This is a genomic window from Hydrogenophaga intermedia (assembly GCF_023715105.1).
Taxonomy (GTDB): domain Bacteria; phylum Pseudomonadota; class Gammaproteobacteria; order Burkholderiales; family Burkholderiaceae_C; genus Hydrogenophaga; species Hydrogenophaga intermedia_A.
Map to the genome: position 1 here is coordinate 90,277 of NZ_JAMBNO010000010.1, position 18,369 is coordinate 108,645.

General features: G+C 67.0%; 17 protein-coding genes. All 17 read right to left on the reverse strand.

The features are described from left to right. Positions 1-41: 41 nt before the first annotated feature. The 17 genes from carB to pyrH all read right to left on the reverse strand — a co-directional run bounded on the left by carB (position 42) and on the right by pyrH (position 18,232). Positions 42-3,314, reverse strand: coding sequence for a carbamoyl-phosphate synthase large subunit (gene carB / locus M3149_RS11090; protein ID WP_251709406.1), 3,273 nt, complete (start codon positions 3,312-3,314; stop codon positions 42-44). A gap of 19 nt (positions 3,315-3,333) precedes the next feature. Continuing rightward, complete coding sequence (locus M3149_RS11095; RefSeq protein ID WP_251709408.1) at positions 3,334-3,693, reverse strand: hypothetical protein; 360 nt, start codon at positions 3,691-3,693, stop codon at positions 3,334-3,336. Positions 3,694-3,704: 11 nt separating this feature from the next. Next, the gene (gene carA / locus M3149_RS11100; RefSeq protein WP_251709410.1) at positions 3,705-4,871 is read right to left on the reverse strand and encodes a glutamine-hydrolyzing carbamoyl-phosphate synthase small subunit; all 1,167 of its coding nucleotides are present in this window, start codon (positions 4,869-4,871) and stop codon (positions 3,705-3,707) included. A gap of 162 nt (positions 4,872-5,033) precedes the next feature. Next, positions 5,034-5,801 (reverse strand): TrmH family RNA methyltransferase, encoded by a 768-nt coding sequence (locus M3149_RS11105; RefSeq protein ID WP_251709412.1) that lies wholly within the window; start codon positions 5,799-5,801, stop codon positions 5,034-5,036. Then, the gene (rnhB, locus tag M3149_RS11110) at positions 5,798-6,424 is read right to left on the reverse strand and encodes a ribonuclease HII (RefSeq protein ID WP_251709414.1); all 627 of its coding nucleotides are present in this window, start codon (positions 6,422-6,424) and stop codon (positions 5,798-5,800) included. The genes M3149_RS11105 and rnhB overlap by 4 nt, the downstream gene beginning before the upstream one ends. After that, complete coding sequence (lpxB, locus tag M3149_RS11115) at positions 6,396-7,541, reverse strand: lipid-A-disaccharide synthase (RefSeq protein WP_251709416.1); 1,146 nt, start codon at positions 7,539-7,541, stop codon at positions 6,396-6,398. Before lpxB ends, rnhB begins: the two co-directional genes overlap by 29 nt. An 8-nt stretch (positions 7,542-7,549) precedes the next feature. Continuing rightward, complete coding sequence (lpxA, locus tag M3149_RS11120; RefSeq protein ID WP_251709418.1) at positions 7,550-8,344, reverse strand: acyl-ACP--UDP-N-acetylglucosamine O-acyltransferase; 795 nt, start codon at positions 8,342-8,344, stop codon at positions 7,550-7,552. A gap of 17 nt (positions 8,345-8,361) precedes the next feature. After that, positions 8,362-8,802, reverse strand: coding sequence for a 3-hydroxyacyl-ACP dehydratase FabZ (fabZ, locus tag M3149_RS11125; RefSeq protein ID WP_251709573.1), 441 nt, complete (start codon positions 8,800-8,802; stop codon positions 8,362-8,364). After that, a complete protein-coding gene (lpxD, locus tag M3149_RS11130) occupies positions 8,799-9,851 on the reverse strand; it encodes a UDP-3-O-(3-hydroxymyristoyl)glucosamine N-acyltransferase (RefSeq protein WP_251709420.1) in 1,053 nt (350 codons plus the stop codon). Before lpxD ends, fabZ begins: the two co-directional genes overlap by 4 nt. Positions 9,852-9,859: 8 nt before the next feature. Beyond that, complete coding sequence (locus M3149_RS11135; protein WP_251709422.1) at positions 9,860-10,378, reverse strand: OmpH family outer membrane protein; 519 nt, start codon at positions 10,376-10,378, stop codon at positions 9,860-9,862. Beyond that, positions 10,378-12,702, reverse strand: coding sequence for an outer membrane protein assembly factor BamA (bamA, locus tag M3149_RS11140; protein ID WP_435370740.1), 2,325 nt, complete (start codon positions 12,700-12,702; stop codon positions 10,378-10,380). The genes M3149_RS11135 and bamA overlap by 1 nt, the downstream gene beginning before the upstream one ends. A 13-nt stretch (positions 12,703-12,715) precedes the next feature. After that, on the reverse strand, positions 12,716-14,098 hold the full coding sequence (gene rseP / locus M3149_RS11145; RefSeq protein ID WP_251709424.1) for an RIP metalloprotease RseP: 1,383 nt from the start codon (positions 14,096-14,098) through the stop codon (positions 12,716-12,718). A 38-nt stretch (positions 14,099-14,136) separates the two neighbouring features. Further along, positions 14,137-15,324: a 1-deoxy-D-xylulose-5-phosphate reductoisomerase gene (ispC, locus tag M3149_RS11150; RefSeq protein WP_251709426.1), complete on the reverse strand. Its 1,188-nt coding sequence runs from the start codon at positions 15,322-15,324 to the stop codon at positions 14,137-14,139. A 3-nt stretch (positions 15,325-15,327) separates the two neighbouring features. Next, positions 15,328-16,161, reverse strand: a complete 834-nt coding sequence (locus M3149_RS11155; RefSeq protein ID WP_251709577.1) for a phosphatidate cytidylyltransferase — start codon at positions 16,159-16,161, stop codon at positions 15,328-15,330. Beyond that, positions 16,154-16,906, reverse strand: coding sequence for a polyprenyl diphosphate synthase (gene uppS / locus M3149_RS11160; RefSeq protein WP_251709428.1), 753 nt, complete (start codon positions 16,904-16,906; stop codon positions 16,154-16,156). Before uppS ends, M3149_RS11155 begins: the two co-directional genes overlap by 8 nt. Before the next feature lie 30 nt (positions 16,907-16,936). Next, positions 16,937-17,497 (reverse strand): ribosome recycling factor, encoded by a 561-nt coding sequence (gene frr, locus M3149_RS11165; RefSeq protein WP_251709429.1) that lies wholly within the window; start codon positions 17,495-17,497, stop codon positions 16,937-16,939. Positions 17,498-17,521: 24 nt separating this feature from the next. Beyond that, positions 17,522-18,232 carry a UMP kinase gene (gene pyrH / locus M3149_RS11170; RefSeq protein ID WP_251709431.1) on the reverse strand — a complete coding sequence of 237 codons (711 nt, stop codon included), beginning with the start codon at positions 18,230-18,232 and terminating at the stop codon, positions 17,522-17,524. Between the last annotated feature and the right edge of the window lie 137 nt (positions 18,233-18,369).

The window sequence follows — 18,369 nt, forward strand, 5'->3', positions numbered from 1 at the left end:
CCGCGCGGCGGTGTCTGGGGGCATTATGCCCCGATCGGGTTTCAGGCGGCGAGCTGGGCGTGCATCTCCTGCACCGAGATCACGTCCAGGGTGTTGACGTGCTTCATGCCCTCCACAGCCGCTTCCGCGCCCGCGATGGTGGTGAAGGTGGTCACGCGCGCGAGCAGGGCCGAGGTGCGGATGGCGCGCGAGTCGGCGATGGCGTTGCGGCGCTCTTCCACCGTGTTGATGACCAGGGAGATGTCGCCGTTCTTGATCATGTCCACGATGTGGGGGCGGCCTTCGGTGACCTTGTTGACCTGCTGCACCGCCAGGCCTGCGGCCTCGATGGCCGCTGCCGTGCCGCGCGTGGCGATGAGCTCGAAGCCCTGCGCGATGAGTTGGCGCGCCACCTCGACGGCACGCGGCTTGTCGCTGTTCTTCACCGTGAGGAACACCTTGCCGGCGCTGGGCAGTTTGGTCCCGGCGCCGATCTGGCTCTTCACGAAGGCCTCGCCGAAGGTCTTGCCCACGCCCATCACCTCGCCGGTGGATTTCATCTCGGGGCCGAGGATGGTATCCACACCGGGGAACTTGACGAACGGGAACACGGCTTCCTTGACGCTGAAGTAAGGCGGCTCCACCTCGGCGCCGATGCCTTGCGCGTCCAGCGAGCGCCCGGCCATGCAGCGCGCGGCCACCTTGGCCAGCTGGATGCCCGTGGCCTTGGACACGAAGGGCACCGTGCGCGAGGCGCGCGGGTTCACTTCGAGCACGTAGATCACGTCCTGGCCATCGACCTCCTGGATCGCGAACTGCACGTTCATGAGACCAACGACGTTCAGGCCCTGGGCCATGGCGGCGGTCTGGCGCTTGAGTTCATCGACCGTGGCCTTGCTCAGGTAGTACGGCGGCAGCGAGCAGGCCGAATCGCCGCTGTGCACGCCCGCTTGTTCGATGTGCTCCATCACGCCGCCGATGAACACGCGGCCGGTGGCGTCGCGCACGGCGTCGACGTCGCACTCGATGGCGTCGTTGAGGAAGCGGTCGAGCAGCACGGGCGAATCGTTGCTGACCTTCACAGCCTCGCGCATGTAGCGCTCCAGGTCGCGCTGCTCGTGCACGATCTCCATGGCGCGGCCGCCCAGCACGTAGCTCGGGCGCACCACCAGCGGGTAGCCCAGGGCGGCGGCTTTCTCCAGCGCCTCGGTCTCGGTGCGCGCGGTGGCGTTGGGCGGCTGGCGCAGATTCAGATCGTTCAGCAGCTTCTGGAAGCGCTCGCGGTCTTCCGCGGCGTCGATCATGTCGGGGCTGGTGCCGATGATGGGCACGCCCGCGGCCTCCAGGCCCAGTGCGAGCTTGAGCGGCGTCTGGCCGCCGTACTGCACGATCACGCCCTCGGGTTTTTCCTTGTCGACGATCTCGAGCACGTCTTCCAGCGTGAGCGGCTCGAAGTACAGGCGGTCGCTGGTGTCGTAGTCGGTCGAGACGGTCTCGGGGTTGCAGTTGACCATGATGGTCTCGTACCCGTCCTCGCGCATGGCGAGTGCCGCGTGCACGCAGCAGTAGTCGAACTCGATGCCCTGTCCGATGCGGTTGGGGCCGCCACCCAGCACCATGATCTTGCGCTTGCCGCTGGGCTCAGCCTCGCATTCGGCGCTGCCGTGCCCTTCGTACGTGGAGTACATGTAGGCCGTGTTGGTGGCGAACTCGGCGGCGCAGGTGTCCACGCGTTTGTAGACCGGGCGCACGCCGAGCTCCTTGCGACGCGCGCGCACGGTGAGCTCGTTGGTCTTGAGCAGCTTGGCCAGGCGACGGTCGGAGAAGCCCTTCTTCTTCAGGCCACGCAGCGTGGTGGCGTCCAGCGAGGCGAGAGCGCCGTCGCCCTTTTGCGCGGTCAGCGCGTCCATCGCGAGTTCGAGCTTCACGATCTCTTCGATCTGCACCAGGAACCACTTGTCGATCTTGGTGAATTGGTGCACCTCGTCGAGCGTCCAGCCGGCCGCGAACGCGTCGCCCACGTACCAGATGCGCTCGGGGCCGGGCTCGCCGAGTTCCTTCTCGAGCGTTTCGCGGTCCTGCGTCTTCTCGTTCATGCCATCAACACCGACCTCCAGGCCGCGCAAGGCCTTCTGGAAGCTTTCCTGGAAGGTGCGGCCCATGGCCATCACCTCGCCCACGCTCTTCATCTGCGTGGTCAGGCGGTCGTTGGCGTCCTTGAACTTCTCGAACGCGAAGCGCGGAATCTTGGTGACCACGTAGTCGATCGAGGGCTCGAAGCTCGCGGGCGTGGCGCCGCCCGTGATCTCGTTGCGCAGTTCGTCGAGCGTGTAGCCCACGGCCAGCTTGGCTGCGACCTTGGCGATCGGGAAACCCGTGGCCTTGGAGGCCAGCGCCGAGGAACGCGACACGCGCGGGTTCATCTCGATGACGATCATGCGACCGTCTTTCGGGTTGATGGAGAACTGCACGTTGGAGCCGCCGGTGTCGACGCCGATCTCGCGCAGCACGGCCAGCGAGGCGTTGCGCAGGATCTGGTATTCCTTGTCGGTCAGCGTCTGCGCGGGGGCCACGGTGATCGAATCGCCGGTGTGCACGCCCATGGGGTCGAGGTTCTCGATGGAGCAGACAATGATGCAGTTGTCGGCTTTGTCGCGCACGACCTCCATCTCGTATTCCTTCCAGCCGAGCAGCGATTCTTCGATCAACAGCTCGTTGGTGGGCGAGGCCTCGATGCCGCGCTTGCAGATGGTTTCGAACTCCTCGGGGTTGTAGGCGATGCCGCCCCCGGTGCCGCCCAGCGTGAAGCTCGGGCGGATCACGACCGGAAAGCCGACGGTCTTCTGCACCGCCCAGGCTTCCTCCAGCGTGTGGGCGATGCCCGAGCGCGCCGAGCCCAGGCCGATGCGGGTCATCGCGTCCTTGAACTTCAGTCGGTCCTCGGCCTTGTCGATGGCCTCGGGCGTGGCGCCGATGAGTTCGACGCCGTACTTGGCCAGCACGCCGTGGCGCCAGAGATCCAGCGCGCAGTTGAGCGCCGTCTGGCCGCCCATGGTGGGCAGGATGGCGAAGCCGCCGGCCGTCTTGGGGCGTTCCTTGGCGATGATCTTCTCGACCGTCTGCCAGGTGATGGGCTCGATGTAGGTGACGTCGGCGGTGGCCGGGTCGGTCATGATCGTCGCGGGGTTGCTGTTGATCAGCACCACGCGGTAGCCCTCTTCGCGCAGGGCCTTGCAGGCCTGCACGCCGGAGTAATCGAACTCGCAGGCCTGGCCGATGATGATGGGGCCCGCGCCGATGATCAGCACGGTCTGGATGTCTGTTCTCTTGGGCATCTTGTGTCGCTCGCCGGGTTCAGTCGGCGCGTTGATTCAATTTGTTGAGCAGTGCTTCGGCGCGCTCGGGGGGAATGGCCTTCTGCACCAGTTGCAGCAGCCCGTCTCCCTGGATCAGGGGGCGCAGCACCTCAGCCTCGGTTTCGTGAAAACGCGCGTCCCACGCGGCCAGCTCGGTGTTGAAGGTTTCTTCGTCCCAGGTCTTGCACTTGGCCAGCAGCGTTACCAGCGGCACGGCCTTCTGGTCGAGAAAGGCCTTGCGGTAGGGCTTTTGCGTCCAGCGCTGCGCAAACCATTCCTTGTGCGGCGAGGCCAGCGTGAGCTGGCGCTTGGCTATCGCCTTCTCGATGGCTGCGACCGGGAAACTGAAGAGCTTCATGCGTGCGCCTTTCAGGCCGCGACGGCGTTGCGCGCTTTCATGAGCGCAACGAAGCGGTCGAACAGGTAGCCGATGTCGTGCGGGCCAGGCGAGGCCTCCGGGTGGCCCTGGAAGCAGAACGCGGGCTTGTCGGTGCGGGCCAGGCCCTGCAGCGTGCCGTCGAACAGGCTCACGTGCGTGGCGCGCAAGTTCGCCGGCAGGTTCTTTTCGTCCACCGCGAAGCCATGGTTCTGGCTGGTGATGGACACGCGGCCGTTGTCGAGATCCTTCACCGGGTGGTTGGCGCCGTGGTGGCCAAACTTCATCTTGAAGGTCTTCGCACCGCTGGCCAGCGCCATGATCTGGTGGCCCAGGCAGATGCCGAACGTGGGCAGGCCCGATTCGATGAGTTCGCGCGTGGCGGCGATGGCGTAGTCGCAGGGCTCCGGGTCACCGGGGCCGTTGGAGAGGAAAACGCCGTCGGGCTGCAGCTTGAACACCTCGGCCGCGGGCGTCTGCGCCGGCACCACGGTGATGCGGCAACCGCGCGAGGCCAACATGCGCAGGATGTTGCGCTTGACGCCGAAGTCGTAGGCCACCACGTGGAACTGCGGCGATTCCTGGCGGCCATAGCCATGCCCCAGCACCCATTCGGTCTCGGACCATTCGTACGGCTGATCGACCGACACCACCTTGGCCAGATCAAGCCCGGCCATGCTGGGCGCGGCCTTGGCGGCGGCCAGCGCCTGCTGGCGGTGGGCGTCGGTGATGCCCTGGCCGGCGGGCAGCGCCACGATGCAGCCGTTCTGTGCGCCGTGGGTGCGCAGGCGGCGCGTGAGCGCGCGGGTGTCGAGATCGGCGATGGCAACGGTGTTCTCGCGCTGCAGGTTCTGCGAAAGCGTTTCCTCGCTGCGGAAATTGGACGCCAGCAGGGGCAGGTCCTTGATGACGAGACCGGCGGCGTGGATGCGCGTGGCTTCCACGTCTTCGCGGTTGGCGCCGGTGTTGCCGATGTGCGGATACGTCAGCGTGACGATCTGGCGGCAGTAGCTCGGGTCGGTGAGGATTTCCTGGTAGCCGGTGAGGGAGGTGTTGAACACCACCTCGCCAGTGGTCTGGCCCACGGCTCCAATGGAGACACCTTCAAACACCGTACCGTCAGCGAGCGCGAGAAGGGCTTTCGGGTGGACGGGCAGCACGGGGATCTCCAGAAATGGGGGCGGCTGGCCTTCGCGCGCCGGCGGCGGGTGCCGCGCAGGCTTGCCGTGCACTCCGCCGTGAAGGGGCCTGAGTGCGGGGAAAACCTGGGGTGTGGAGCCGGGGCGCGCGGGGCTTGCGCCGATTGCAGATAAACCGCGGAATTATAGCCGCGAGATGGCGCTTGCATGCAGGCAGATCGCCGCGGCGGCCGCCACGTTGAGCGACTCCTCGCCACCGGGCTGCGCAATGCGCACGAAGGTGCTTGCGCGCTGCATCAGTTCCTCGCTCGCGCCCTGCCCTTCGTGCCCCATCACCCAGGCACAGGGCCAGGGGAGCACCGCCCTATGCAGCCACTCGCCCTGGTGCGAGCTGGTCACCAGCAGCGGCATCTGCAGGGCCTGCAGCGCGGACACGTCCAGACCCTCCACGAGATGCAGACCGAAGTGCGCCCCCATGCCGGCCCGCAGCACCTTGGGCGACCACAGTGCGGCCGTGCCCCTGAGGGCCAGCACCTGCGCAAAACCCAGCGCCGCAGCGCTGCGCAGGATGGAGCCGACATTGCCGGCATCCTGCAGCCGGTCGAGGATCACTGTGGCCGTCTCGGTCTGCAGCGCCGGTGCGGCGGGCAAGGCCCACACGAAGCCCATGCGCGGCGGCGATTCAAGCGCGCTGATGCCCGCCATGATCGCGTCAGGCACGCGCACGTTGCGCTCGGCTGCGCCTTGCAATGCATCGTCGGCCTCTGCCCACCCCCGGTGCGTGAACACACCGAGCGCGGGGCGGCCACCGCGTGCCAGCAGCGCTCGCACCAGGTGGTCGCCATCGAGCCAGACCCTGCCCTGTTCGCGATAGGCCGTGTTGCCGTGTGCCAGCGCGCGGAGTTGCTTGACCAGCGGGTTGTCGCGCGAGGCGATGTCCTGCGGCGTCATGCGTGCTCCCGCACCGCCTCGGCCACGGGCGCGAAGGAGCGCCGGTGTACTGGCAGCGGGCCGTGCTCGCGCAGCGCGGCCAGGTGCTGCGCGGTGCCGTAGCCCTTGTGGCGGTCGAAGCCGTATTGCGGGTGCTGCGCATGCAGGGCCTCGAGCATGCGATCACGCGTGACCTTGGCAAGGATCGACGCGGCGGAGATCGCCTGCACCTTGGCGTCGCCTTGCACGATGGCCTCGGCCAGCACATCCAGCGGCGGCAGGCGATTGCCATCCACCAGCACCTTGGTCGGCTTGAGCCGCAGGCCCTGCACCGCACGGCGCATGGCCAGCATCGTGGCCTGCAGGATGTTGAGCGTGTCGATCTCCTGCACGCTCGCCTCGGCCACGCTGCAGCACAACGCCTTGGCGCGGATTTCGTCGTACAGCGCGGCACGGCGGGCAGCGCTCAGTTGCTTGGAATCGGCCAGCCCCTTGATCGGGTTGAGCTCGTCGAGGATGACCGCCGCCGCCACCACCGGCCCGGCCAACGGACCACGGCCAGCCTCGTCCACGCCAGCCACCAGGCCGGGCGCGTCCCACACCAGCGTGGCCTGCTCAGCGCGCAAGAAGCGTTTCGATCGCATCGGTGGCCAGCTGCGCGGTGTCGCGCCGCAAGGTGTGGTGCAGTTGTGTGAAGCGCTCCTGCAGGGCCTGCACCCGCGCGGGTGCGTCCAGCCATTCCAGCACGGCACGCGCCAGTGCCTGGGGGTTGGCCTCGCCCTGCAGCAACTCGGGGACCACGAACTCGCCACACAGGATGTTGGGCAAGCCCACCCAGGGCTGCAGGCGTTTGCGCCGCATGATCTGCCAGGAGATCCAGTTCATGTTGTAGGCAATCACCATCGGGCGCTTGAACAGCGCCGCCTCCAGCGTGGCGGTGCCACTGGCGATGAGGGTGACGTCGCAGGCCGCCAGCACGGTATGCGACTGGCCGTGCACGATCTGCACGGCGTCGGCCACACCGGCCTCTCGGGCAAGCGCCTCGATGCGCTCGCGCAGGGCGGGCACCGCAGGCAATACAAACCGGAGGGAAGGACGCTCACGGTGCAGCACGGCCACGGCGTCGAGGAATCGCCGCCCGAGGTACTGCACCTCGGACGCGCGGCTGCCGGGCAGCACGGCCACCACCGTGGCGCTGTCGTCCAGGCCCAGCGCGCGGCGTGCGGCCGCGCGATCCGGCGCCAGGGGGATGACATTGGCCAGCGGATGCCCGACGTAGGTGGCGGCGATGCCGTGTTCGGCCAGCATGGCTGGCTCGAAGGGGAAGATGCACAGCACGTGATCGGCACTGGCGCGGATCTTGTCGATGCGCTCGGGCCGCCAGGCCCAGATGGAGGGACAGACGAAGTGCACGGTGCGCACGCCCGCGGCCTTGAGCGCAGCCTCCAGGTCGAGGTTGAAGTCGGGTGCATCCACGCCGATGAAAGCCGCCGGACGCTCGCCATGCAGCAAGCGCTGCTGCAACTGCGTGCGAATGCCCACGATCTCGCGGTAGTGGCGCAGCACCTCGATGTAGCCACGCACGGCCAGCTTGTCGCTGGGCCACCAGGCCTCAAAGCCCTGTGCCGCCATGTGCGAGCCACCGATGCCGACCGATTGAAGGTCGGGCCAGCGCTGGCGCAGGCCGCCGAGCAGCAGGCCCGCGAGCAGATCGCCCGACGCTTCACCCGCCACCAGGCCCAGGCGCAACGGCTGTGCCATGCGCGGCCTCAGCGAACGATGCCGCGCTGCGCCGACACGCCGCGCAGGAAACCAAGCATCATGTCCACGTCCTCGGCGGCCTCGGGCTTGTCCAGCCGGAGCCGGTCGATGCGGCCCATGGCTTGCTCGAGCGTGAGGTCTTCGCGGTACAGCGACTTGTGCATGGCCTTCACGGCCGAGATGCGCTCGGGCGAATAGCCACGGCGGCGCAGGCCTTCGAAGTTCATGGAGCGTGCTGCGGCCGGCTGACCCTGCGTCATCACGAAGGGCGGCACGTCGGCAAACAGCAGCGAGCACATGGCTGTCATGGCGTGTGCGCCGATGCGCACGAACTGGTGCACCACGGTGAATCCACCGAGGATGACCCAGTCACCCACTTCGACGTGGCCCGCGAGTTGCGAGTTGTTCGCGAAGATGGTCTTGTTGCCCACCTGCACGTCGTGCGCGAGGTGCACGTAGGCCATGATCCAGTTGTCGTCACCGACCTTCGTGACACCCTTGTCACCGGGCGAGCCGATGTTGAAGGTGCAGAACTCGCGGATGGTATTGCGATCGCCAATGACCAGCTCGCAGGGTTCGCCCGCGTACTTCTTGTCCTGGGGAATGGCGCCCAGCGAGTTGAACTGGAAGATGCGGTTGTCACGCCCGATGGTGGTGTGGCCCTCGATCACGCAGTGCGCACCGATGGTCGTGCCGGCACCGATCTTCACGTGCGGGCCGATCACCGAATACGGACCCACCTCGACCGTGCTGTCGAGCTGGGCCGCGGGATCGACGATCGCGGTGGGGTGGATACGCGTCATGCCCGCACCCCCGGGCATCAAGCGATGGTGCGCATGGTGCACATGAGCTCGGCCTCGCAGGCCACCTCATCGCCCACGCGCGTGGTGCCCTTGAACTTGTAGATGCCGGCCTTGGCGCGCTCCAGCGTCACGTCCATCACGAGCTGGTCGCCCGGCTCCACCGGTCGCTTGAAGCGCGCCCCGTCGATGCCTGCAAAGTAGTAGACCGTCTTGTCGTCGGGTGCGACGCCCAGCGTGTCGAAGGTGAGCAGTGCCGCGGCCTGGGCCATGGCTTCGAGCATCAGCACACCCGGCATCACCGGGCGGTGCGGGAAGTGGCCGGTGAAGAACGGCTCGTTGATGGTGACGTTCTTGAGCGCCTGGATGCGCTTGCCCTTCTCGATCGACAGCACGCGGTCGACCAGCAGGATAGGGTAGCGGTGGGGCAGAAGTTTGAGGATCTGGTGGATGTCCATCAGGCGTCGTCCGGTTTCGGCTGGGCCTGCGCGAGGGCTTGTTCCACGGCCTTGAGCCGTTCACGCAGGCGGTTGAGCTGCTTGAGCGAGGCAGCATTCTTTTCCCAGCTCGCATTGTCGTCGATGGGAAACATGCCGGTGTAGTGGCCAGGCTGCAGGATGGAACGCGTGACCACCGACGCCGCCGAGACATGCACGCCATCGGCCAGCTTCAAGTGCCCCAGCACCACCGCACCACCGCCGATGGTGCAGTGCGCGCCGATGTCGGCACTGCCGGCCACACCCACGCAGCCGGCCATGGCCGTGTGCGCGCCCACGCGCACGTTGTGGCCGATCTGGATCAGGTTGTCGAGCTTGACGCCATCCTCGATGACGGTGTCGTCCAGCGCGCCGCGGTCGACGCAGGTGTTGGCGCCGATCTCCACATCGTTGCCGATGCGCACCGCGCCAAGTTGTTCGATCTTGGTCCACTGCCCCTGGTGGGGCGCAAAGCCGAAGCCGTCCGCACCGATCACCACGCCGCTGTGCAGGATGCAGCGAGCCCCCACGTGGCAAGCGGCGCCGAGCGTGACACGCGGGTACAGGCGGCTGCCCTCTCCCACCGTGGCGCCTTGCGCCACCACGCTGTGCGCGCCGATGCGCGCGCCGTTGCCAATGCGCGCACCAGCCTCGATCACCGCGAACGGCGCGATGTCCACGCCCTCGCCGATGACGGCCGTTGGATCGACCACGGCAGCGGGATGGATGCGTGCCGGCGGCAGGGGGTCGTGTCGTGCGCGCCACCACTGTGTGAGGCGCGCGAAATAGAGGTAGGGATCGTCGGTGACGATGCAGGCACCCCGCGCTGCGGCCTGCGCCTGCAAGGCGGGGGGCACGATGAGCGCGCCAGCCTGCGTGCTGGCGATCTGCGCCGCGTAACGCGCCTGGGCCACGAATGCGACGTCCCGAGGCCCGGCGGTGGCCAGGGGTGCGGGTCGTTCGATGGAAAGCGCGGCGTCGCCGATCAGTTGGCCGCCGAGGGCCTCGACGATGACGCCCAGCGCAGTGGCCACGGCAAGGCTTACTTGCTGCTGTCGAGCTGGCTCATCACGCGCTCGGTGATGTCCACCCGGGGGCTGACGTAATAGGCCTCTTGCACGATCAGGTCGAACTTCTCGGCTTCGGCGATCGTGCGGATCACGCGGTTGAGCTTCTCGATGACCTGCTGCAGCGCCTCGTTGCGGCGCAGGTTCAGCTCTTCCTGGAAATCCCGCTGACGCCGTTGCAGGTCACGCTCCTGCTCGACGAGCTGGCGCTGACGGGCGGTGCGCTGGGCTTCCGGCAAGGTGGGGCTTTCGCGCTCGAAGCGCTCGAAGGCCTGACGCAGTTGATCGGCCGAGCCGCGCAGATCGCGTTCACGTTTGGAAAACTCCTGCTCCAGCTTGGTGGAAACCGCCTTGGCGGTGTTGGAGTCGCGCAGGATGCGTTCGACGTTGACAGCGCCGATCTTGGTGTCCTGGGCGATGGCGCCCACCATGGTGAACGCCAGGGCTGCCGCGACGGCAAAGCGGCGCACGAACAGGTGGCTCGAGATCTTCATCAAAACGAGGTTCCGATCTGAAACTGGAATTTCTGGATTCTATCCCCCGGGAATTCCCGAATGGGGTTGGCAAAGGCGATGCGCAAAGGGCCGATCGGCGAGAGCCAACTCACGCCGATGCCGACCGAGGCACGCATGTCTTTGGCGTTGGGGCGCGTGTCGTTCTCGCCGAAGACGTTGCCGACGTCGAGAAAGCCAAACATGCGAAGCGAACGGTCGTTGCCGGCACCCGGAAACGGTGTGATGAACTCGGCATTGAGCGCGATCGAACGGTTGCCCCCGATGTTGATGACCGCGTTGTTGCTGGCATTGAGCACCGGGGATGTAGGCCCGAGGGTTCCGCCCTCGAAGCCGCGCACGGAGCCCAGGCCGCCACCGAAGAAGTTCTTGAACACCGGGTACGGCTTCCCGTTGAGCCCTTTGCCGTAGCCGAGTTCCGCGTTGAAGGCCAGCGTGTACTGGTGCGTCAGCGGCAGGTACTGCTGGAACTGCAGGTTCGTCTTGGCGTAGCGCGCATCTCCCGAAAGGCTGACCTCGCCGTTGGCGCGCATCAGCCGCCCACGCGTGGGGACAAGGGCGCTGTCGCGGCTGTCGCGGGTCCAGCCGATGGTCAGCGGCAGCGTGTTGCTGCTTTCGCCAAACGTGTTGCGGTAGTCCTCGTACACCTTGGGCAGGTTGGCGCCGGGTTCGATCGTGGTCTGCTCGACACCCACCCCGAAAAACACCGTGTCCAGTTCGGTGAACGGCACGCCGAAACGGATGCCAACGCCCTTGGTGATGAGGCGGTAGTCGCCCTCGAACTGGTTGTCGTACGGGCGCCGTGTGCGGTAGTAAGCGTCGAAACTGCGCGAAACACCGTCGGGCGTGAAGTACGGGTCGGTCGTGCTGAGCACGATCTGGCGGTTGAATTTGCTGGTGTTGATGTCCAGGCCCAGGTAGTTGCCCGAGCCGAACACGTTCTCCTGGCGGATGCCGGCGATGATCGACAGCTTCTCGTCCTGCGAATAGCCGGCACCCAGCGTGAGGTTGCCGGTGGGCTTCTCGGTGACGCGAACCACGAGGTCGACCTGATCGGGGGAGCCCGGCACGGGCTCGGTCTGCAGGTTGACTTCGGTGAAGAAGCCAAGCCGGTCCACCCGGTCGCGCGAGAGGCTGATGCGGTCGCTGTCGTACCACGACGATTCGAACTGGCGGAACTCGCGCCGGATCACTTCGTCGCGCGTGCGGTTGTTGCCCTCGATCTGGATACGGCGCACATACACCCGGCGTTGAGGCACCGCACGCAGCGTGAAGGCCACACGCTTGGTGCTGCGGTCGATGTTGGGTACCGCTTCCACCTGCGCGAAGGCGTAGCCGAAGGCGCCGAAGTACTCGGTGAACGCCTTGACCGTGTTGTTGACGTCCTCGACGTTGTAGGCCTCGCCCGGCACAAGCGTGACCAGGGTCTTGAACTCGCTCTCGCGGCCCAGGTAGTCGCCCTGCAGCGCCACCGACGACACCACGTAGCGGTCGCCTTCGGTGATGTTGATCGTGACCGACATGCTCTGCTTGTCGGGCGAGATCGCCACTTGCGTGGAGTCGACACGAAAATCGATGAAGCCGCGCGTCAGGTAGTACGAGCGCAGGGTCTCGATGTCGGCGTTGAGTTTCGCGCGCGAATAGCGATCGCTCTTGGTGTACCAGCTCAGCCAGCCGCCGGTGTCCAGCTCGAAGAGGTCGCGCAGCGTGGATTCGGAGAAGGCCTGATTGCCGACGATGCGGATTTCGGTGATCTTGGCGATTTCGCCCTCGGTCACGCTGAAGTTCAGGTTGACCCGGTTGCGCTCGCTGGGTGTGACGGTGGTCACCACCTCGGCCGCGTAGTAGCTGCGGTTGATGTACTGGCGCTTGAGTTCCTGTTCGGCGCGATCGGCCAGCGCCTTGTCGAAGGGGCGACCCTCGGTCAGCCCGATGTCGCGCAGCACATTGCGCAGCACGTCCTCGCTGAACTCCTGGATGCCCGAGAAGCTCACGCCGGCCACATTGGGTCGCTCCTCGACGATGACCACCAGCACGTCGCCGTTGATCTGGAGGCGCACGTCGCTGAACAGACCAAGACCGAACAGCGAGCGGATGGCCGCACTGCCCTTGTCGTCGTCGTAGCGGTCGCCGATGCGAAACGGCAGCGAGGCGAAAACCGTACCGGGTTCGACGCGCTGCAAACCCTCGACACGGATGTCGCGCAAGGTGAAGGGATCGACCGCCCATGCCGGCAGGGCGGCAAGCAGGGCCATCGCGAGCGCGGACACACCGAGGCCGCGAAGACCTTGTTTCTGTTTTTTCATGCGAAGGATTTGATCAGCCGGCGAGGCGGGCGATATCGTTGAACAGGGCGACGGACATCAGCGCCATGAGCACCACGACACCACCACGCTGCAGGCGCTCCAACCAGACCTCAGACACGCTGCGTCCGGTGAGTGCCTCCCAAAGATAATACATCAGGTGCCCCCCATCGAGGACGGGCAGCGGCAGCAGGTTGAGCACACCCAGGCTCACGCTGATGAGGGCCAGAAACAGCAGGTAGGACGTGATGCCCAGGCTGGCCGACTTGCCGGCGTAGTCCGCGATCGTGAGCGGGCCGCTGAGGTTGCTCAGGGATGCTTCGCCGATCAGCATGCGCCCCATCATCTTGAGGGTGAGCCACGACACCTCCCAGGTCTTCACCACACCGCGCCACATGCCATCGATCGGGCCGTGGCGAACCGTGGTCATGGCCGGCGCATCGCCCACATAGGCCTCCACGCGCGCAATCCACTGCCCATCGCGCTGCTCCGCGCGTGGGGTGACCTCGACCGAGAGGGAACGTCCCTCCCGCTCGATCTCCCAACGCTGGGTGACGGCCTGCCCCGCCGGCCCGACGGCGGCCCGGATGCGCTCGCGAAGCGCCTGGCCATCGCGCACGTCGAGACCGTCGATGCGCTGCACGAGGTCACCCTCGCGCAGGCCGGCAGCCTGCGCCGCACCGCCGTCGAGCACCTGCCCCACGCGCGGCGCCGTGTACGGCGAGGTGATGCCGATGCGGCGAAACAGGCTGGCGTCGGCTTCACGCACGTCCAGCGTCGACAGCGGGAGCAGGCGCGGCTGGGCCACACCGTCGGGCTGGGCGGCGACCCAGAGCACCAGATCGCGCCCGTCGAGTGCCGATTGCGTGAGGCGCCAGCGCAAGTCTTCGAAGGAGACCACGGGCTCGCCCTCGTCGCCTGGCCCGGCTTCTGCACCCGCCTGCGAAGTCCGCAGCACCCGGTCACCCGCGCGCAGCCCGGCGCGCTCGGCCAGCGACGAAGCCACCGGGGTCGACAGCACAGGCTGAGGCTCCTCCACGCCTGTCCAGTTCAGCCCGGCGTAGATCAGCACCGCCAGCAACAGGTTGGCCGCGGGCCCGGCCGCCACGATGGCGGCGCGCGAGCGCAGCGGCTGGGTGTTGAAAGCGAGGTGGCGCTCCGCGGCATCGACCGGCGCCTCGCGCTCATCGAGCATGCGCACATAGCCTCCCAGGGGCAACGCGCCCACCACGAACTCGGTCGGGCTGCCTGGTCGCTGCCAGCGCAGGATCGGCTTGCCAAAGCCCACGGAGAAACGCAACACCTTGACACCGCAGGCCACCGCCACGCGGTAGTGTCCGTATTCGTGGATGGCAATCAGCAGCCCGAGCGCGACGATGAAGGCAAAGACGGTGAGCATGCGCAGCCTGTTCCGTGAGAGCCCCGGCCTGAGGGATTTCAGCGCCGCAGGCGTTCGATCTGTTCGCGGGCGGTGGCTCGGGCCTGGGCGTCCAGGGCCAGCAGATCGTCCAGCGAACCCGGTTTGGACGGCCGCACCGCGTCCAAAGTTTCCTCGTTGACCGCGTGGATGCGGTCAAAGCGCAGGCCGCCTGCGAGAAAAGCGGCCACGGCCTCTTCGTTGGCAGCGTTGAGCACCGCGGTGGTGCCGGCGGGGGCCTTCAGCGCAGCCCAGGCCAGCGGCAGGCCGGGAAAGCGCCGCGCGTCCGCCGGCTCGAACGTCAGCGAGGTGAGCGAGGCGAAATCGAGCGGCGCCGCGCCGGAGGCGATGCGCTCAGGCCAGGCCAGGCCGTAGGCGATGGGCACGCGCATGTCGGGCGTGCCCAGTTGCGCCACCACCGAGCCGTCGCGGTACTGCACCATGGAATGGATGACGCTTTGCGGGTGGATCACCACCTCGATGCGTTCGGGCGCAAGGCCGAACAGGTACCGCGCCTCGATCACCTCGAGCGCCTTGTTCATCATGGTCGCAGAGTCCACCGAGATCTTGCGGCCCATCACCCAGTTGGGGTGCGCGCAGGCCTGATCGGGTGTGACATCCGCCAGCGTGGAGGGATCGCGCGTGCGAAAAGGCCCGCCGGAAGCGGTGAGCACGATCTTGTCAACGCGGCGCTCCCAGGTGGCGGGGTCCTCGGGCAGTGACTGGAAAACCGCCGAGTGCTCGCTGTCGATGGGCAGCATCGTGGCGCCGCCGGCGGCCACGGCGTCGATGAAGTATTCGCCACCCACCACCAGCGCCTCCTTGTTGGCCAGCAGCAGCTTCTTGCCCGCGCGCGCAGCGGCCAGACTCGGGGCCAGGCCGGCAGCGCCCACAATGGCCGCCATGACGGCGTCGACCTCGGCCGCCTCGCTCACGGCGCACAGCGCTTGCGAGCCTTCCAGCACCTCCACCGCCAAGCGCGCTTCGCGTACACGCTGGCGCAACGCGGCGGCGCTGTCGCGATCAACCATCACCGCGTAGCGCGGCATGTGGCGGCGGCACTGCTCGAACAGCACGTCGACCTGACGTGCCGCGGTGAGCGCGAACACGCGGTATTGGTCCGGGTGGCGCGCGATCACGTCCAGCGTGTTCTGGCCGATGGAGCCGGTGGCCCCCAGCACGGTGATGTTTTGTGGTGCGTTGGTCATGGTTCAGAGGGTGACCAGCATCATGGCCAGCGGCAGCACGGGCAGCAGCGCATCGACACGGTCGAGCATACCCCCGTGGCCGGGCAGCAGCTGGCTTGAATCCTTGACGCCGGCGGCCCGCTTCACCAGGGATTCGACCAGATCGCCGGCCACGCTCATGGCCACGAGGCCCAGCAGCGCCGGCACGGCATACCAGAGGCCCTGGTGCCACAGATAGGCGTAGAGGTGATCGGGCGCGCTCCAGCCCTGGCGCGTGGCCCAGATCCAGGCCAGCGCCAGCAGGAAGACACCCAGCAGGCCGCTGAAGGCGCCTTCCCAGCTCTTGCCCGGGCTCACCGACGGCGCCAGCTTGCGCCGTCCGAAGCGCTTGCCACCGAAATAGGCGGCGATGTCAGCCACCCAGACCAGCAACAGCACCGACAGCAGAAAACCCAGCCCGAGCAAACGCGCTTGAACGAGCGCAAGCCATGCGCAGGCGATGAGGAACAGCCCCAGCCACAGGCGCAGCATCTGTGGCCAGCGCGCATACGCATCCACACCGCGGTAGAGCAGCGCCGCGGCCATGATCATCCACAGCACGCCAACGACAAGCCAGAGCTCACGCCAGGAGCGCTCAACCCCGCCCGACAGCCAGAACGCCAGCAGGCCCACAGCCAGTGCCAGCCCGGCGGCCAGTGCACGCTGCGGGCCGCAACCATTGAGACGCGCCCATTCCCAGCCGGCAGCGGCAATCAGCACCAACGTGAACAGCGCAAACGGCTCGATGGAGGGCAGGATCAGCGTGGGCAGAAACACCGCGAGCAGCAGCACCGCGGTGATGATCCGCTGCTTAAGCATGCGGAGCATCGGCGCCGAGCGCCGATACGGTGGCTTGCGCGCGCTGCTCGCTGGTCTGCCCGAAGCGGCGCTCGCGGCGCGCGAACTCGTTCAACGCCTTGTCGAGTTCGGCGGCATCGAAGTCGGGCCACAGGCAATCGGTGAACACGAGCTCGCTGTAGGCGGCCTGCCACAGCAGGAAGTTGCTGATGCGCTGCTCGCCGCCCGTGCGGATCAGGAGATCCGGATCGGGTACATGGGCCAGCGCCATGGCGCCCGAGAGGCTTTCTTCGGTGATCGGTTCGCCGCGTTCGGCCAGGCGGCGCGCGGCTTGCGCCATGTCCCAGCGCCCACCGTAGTTGAAGCACACGTTGAGCACCAGGCGGTCCTGCGCGGCGGTGGCCTGCTCGGCGGCCGCGAGGCTTTGCGCGAGCTTGCTCGACAGCCGCGACCGGTCGCCCGGGAAGTGCAGACGCACGCCGTTGTCGAGCAGACGGGGCACCTCGCGCGACAAGGCCAGCGCCAGCAGGTCCATCAGACCGGAAACCTCTTCGACCGGACGGTTCCAGTTCTCGGAGGAGAACGCGAACACCGTGAGCACGCGGATGCCACGCTCGACGCAGGCCTGCACCACACCGCGCAGCGCGTCCACCCCCTGCTTGTGGCCCGCCACGCGGGGCAGCCAACGCTTTTGCGCCCAGCGGCCGTTGCCATCCATCACGATGGCAACGTGGTGCGGGAGCAAGGAGATGGGCGGGTTGTGCATGCGCGGGGCGCTGACGGGGCCGTGGCCCGCTCAGACGGCCATGATGTCTTGTTCCTTGGCGGCCACGAGTCGGTCCACCTCGGAGATCATGCGGTCGGTGAGTTTCTGGATGTCGTCCTGTGCGCGGCGTTCGTCGTCCTCGGACGCGATCTTGTCTTTCACCAGCTTCTTGACCGCCTCGTTGGCATCGCGACGCAGGTTGCGGATCGCGATCTTGGCCTGCTCACCCTCGCCCTTGACCACCTTGGTCAGTTCCTTGCGGCGCTCTTCCGTCATCGGCGGCATGGGCACGCGGATCAGGTCACCCTGGGAGGCGGGGTTGAGCCCGAGATCGGACTCGCGGATGGCCTTCTCGATCTTGGCACCCATGCCCTTTTCCCAGGGCGCCACGCCGATGGTGCGGGCATCGAGCAGCGACAGGTTGGCCACCTGCGACAGCGGCAGCATCGAGCCGTAGTACTCCACCTGCACCGTGTCGAGCAGCGCCGGGTTGGCGCGCCCGGTGCGCACCTTGGTCAGGCTGTTCTTGAACGCGTCGATCGACTGCTGCATCTTGTGTTCGGCGTTCTTGCGGATGTCGGCAATGGTCATGCGTGCTCCTGTGACGGCGGGCGATCAGACGTGAACCAGGGTGCCCTCATCGGCCCCCATGACCACGTTGCGCAACGCGCCGGACTTGAAGATGGAAAACACCCTGACGGGCAGCCTCTGGTCGCGGCAGAGCGCGAACGCGGTGGCGTCCATCACCTGCAGGTTCTTGACCATGGCCTCGTCGAAGGAAATCGTGCTGTAGCGCGTGGCGTCGGGATCCTTGTTCGGATCGGCGGTGTACACGCCATCGACCTTGGTGGCCTTGAGCACCACCTCGGCCCCGATCTCGGCGCCACGCAGCGCGGCGGCTGTGTCGGTGGTGAAGAAGGGGTTGCCGGTGCCGGCCGCAAAGACCACCACCTTGCCCTCCTCGAGGTACTGCAACGCCTTGGGGCGCACGTAGGGCTCGACCACCTGCTCGATGGCGATGGCGGACATCACGCGTGCCACCAGACCGGCCTTGTTCATGGTGTCGGCCAGTGCCAGCGAGTTCATCACCGTGGCCAGCATGCCCATGTAGTCGGCGGTGGCACGGTCCATGCCGACCGAGCCGCCCGCCACGCCGCGGAAGATGTTGCCGCCACCGATGACGATGGCCACCTGCACGCCGAGGCGGGTGACGTCGGCGATTTCATCGACGATGCGCACGATCGTCGCGCGGTTGATGCCGAAGGCATCGTCGCCCATCAGGGCTTCACCGGAGAGCTTGAGCAGGATCCGTTGGTAGGCGGGCATGGATAGGCTTTCTGGACGGTTCGCGGTGCGCGCTCAGCAGGCAAGTGTAGCGGGGCGCGGCCGGGTGTCTGACGTGACGGACCGGGCTGCAGGGCACCCATAAGACAACGGGCCTTGCGGCCCGTTGTCTGCAGATG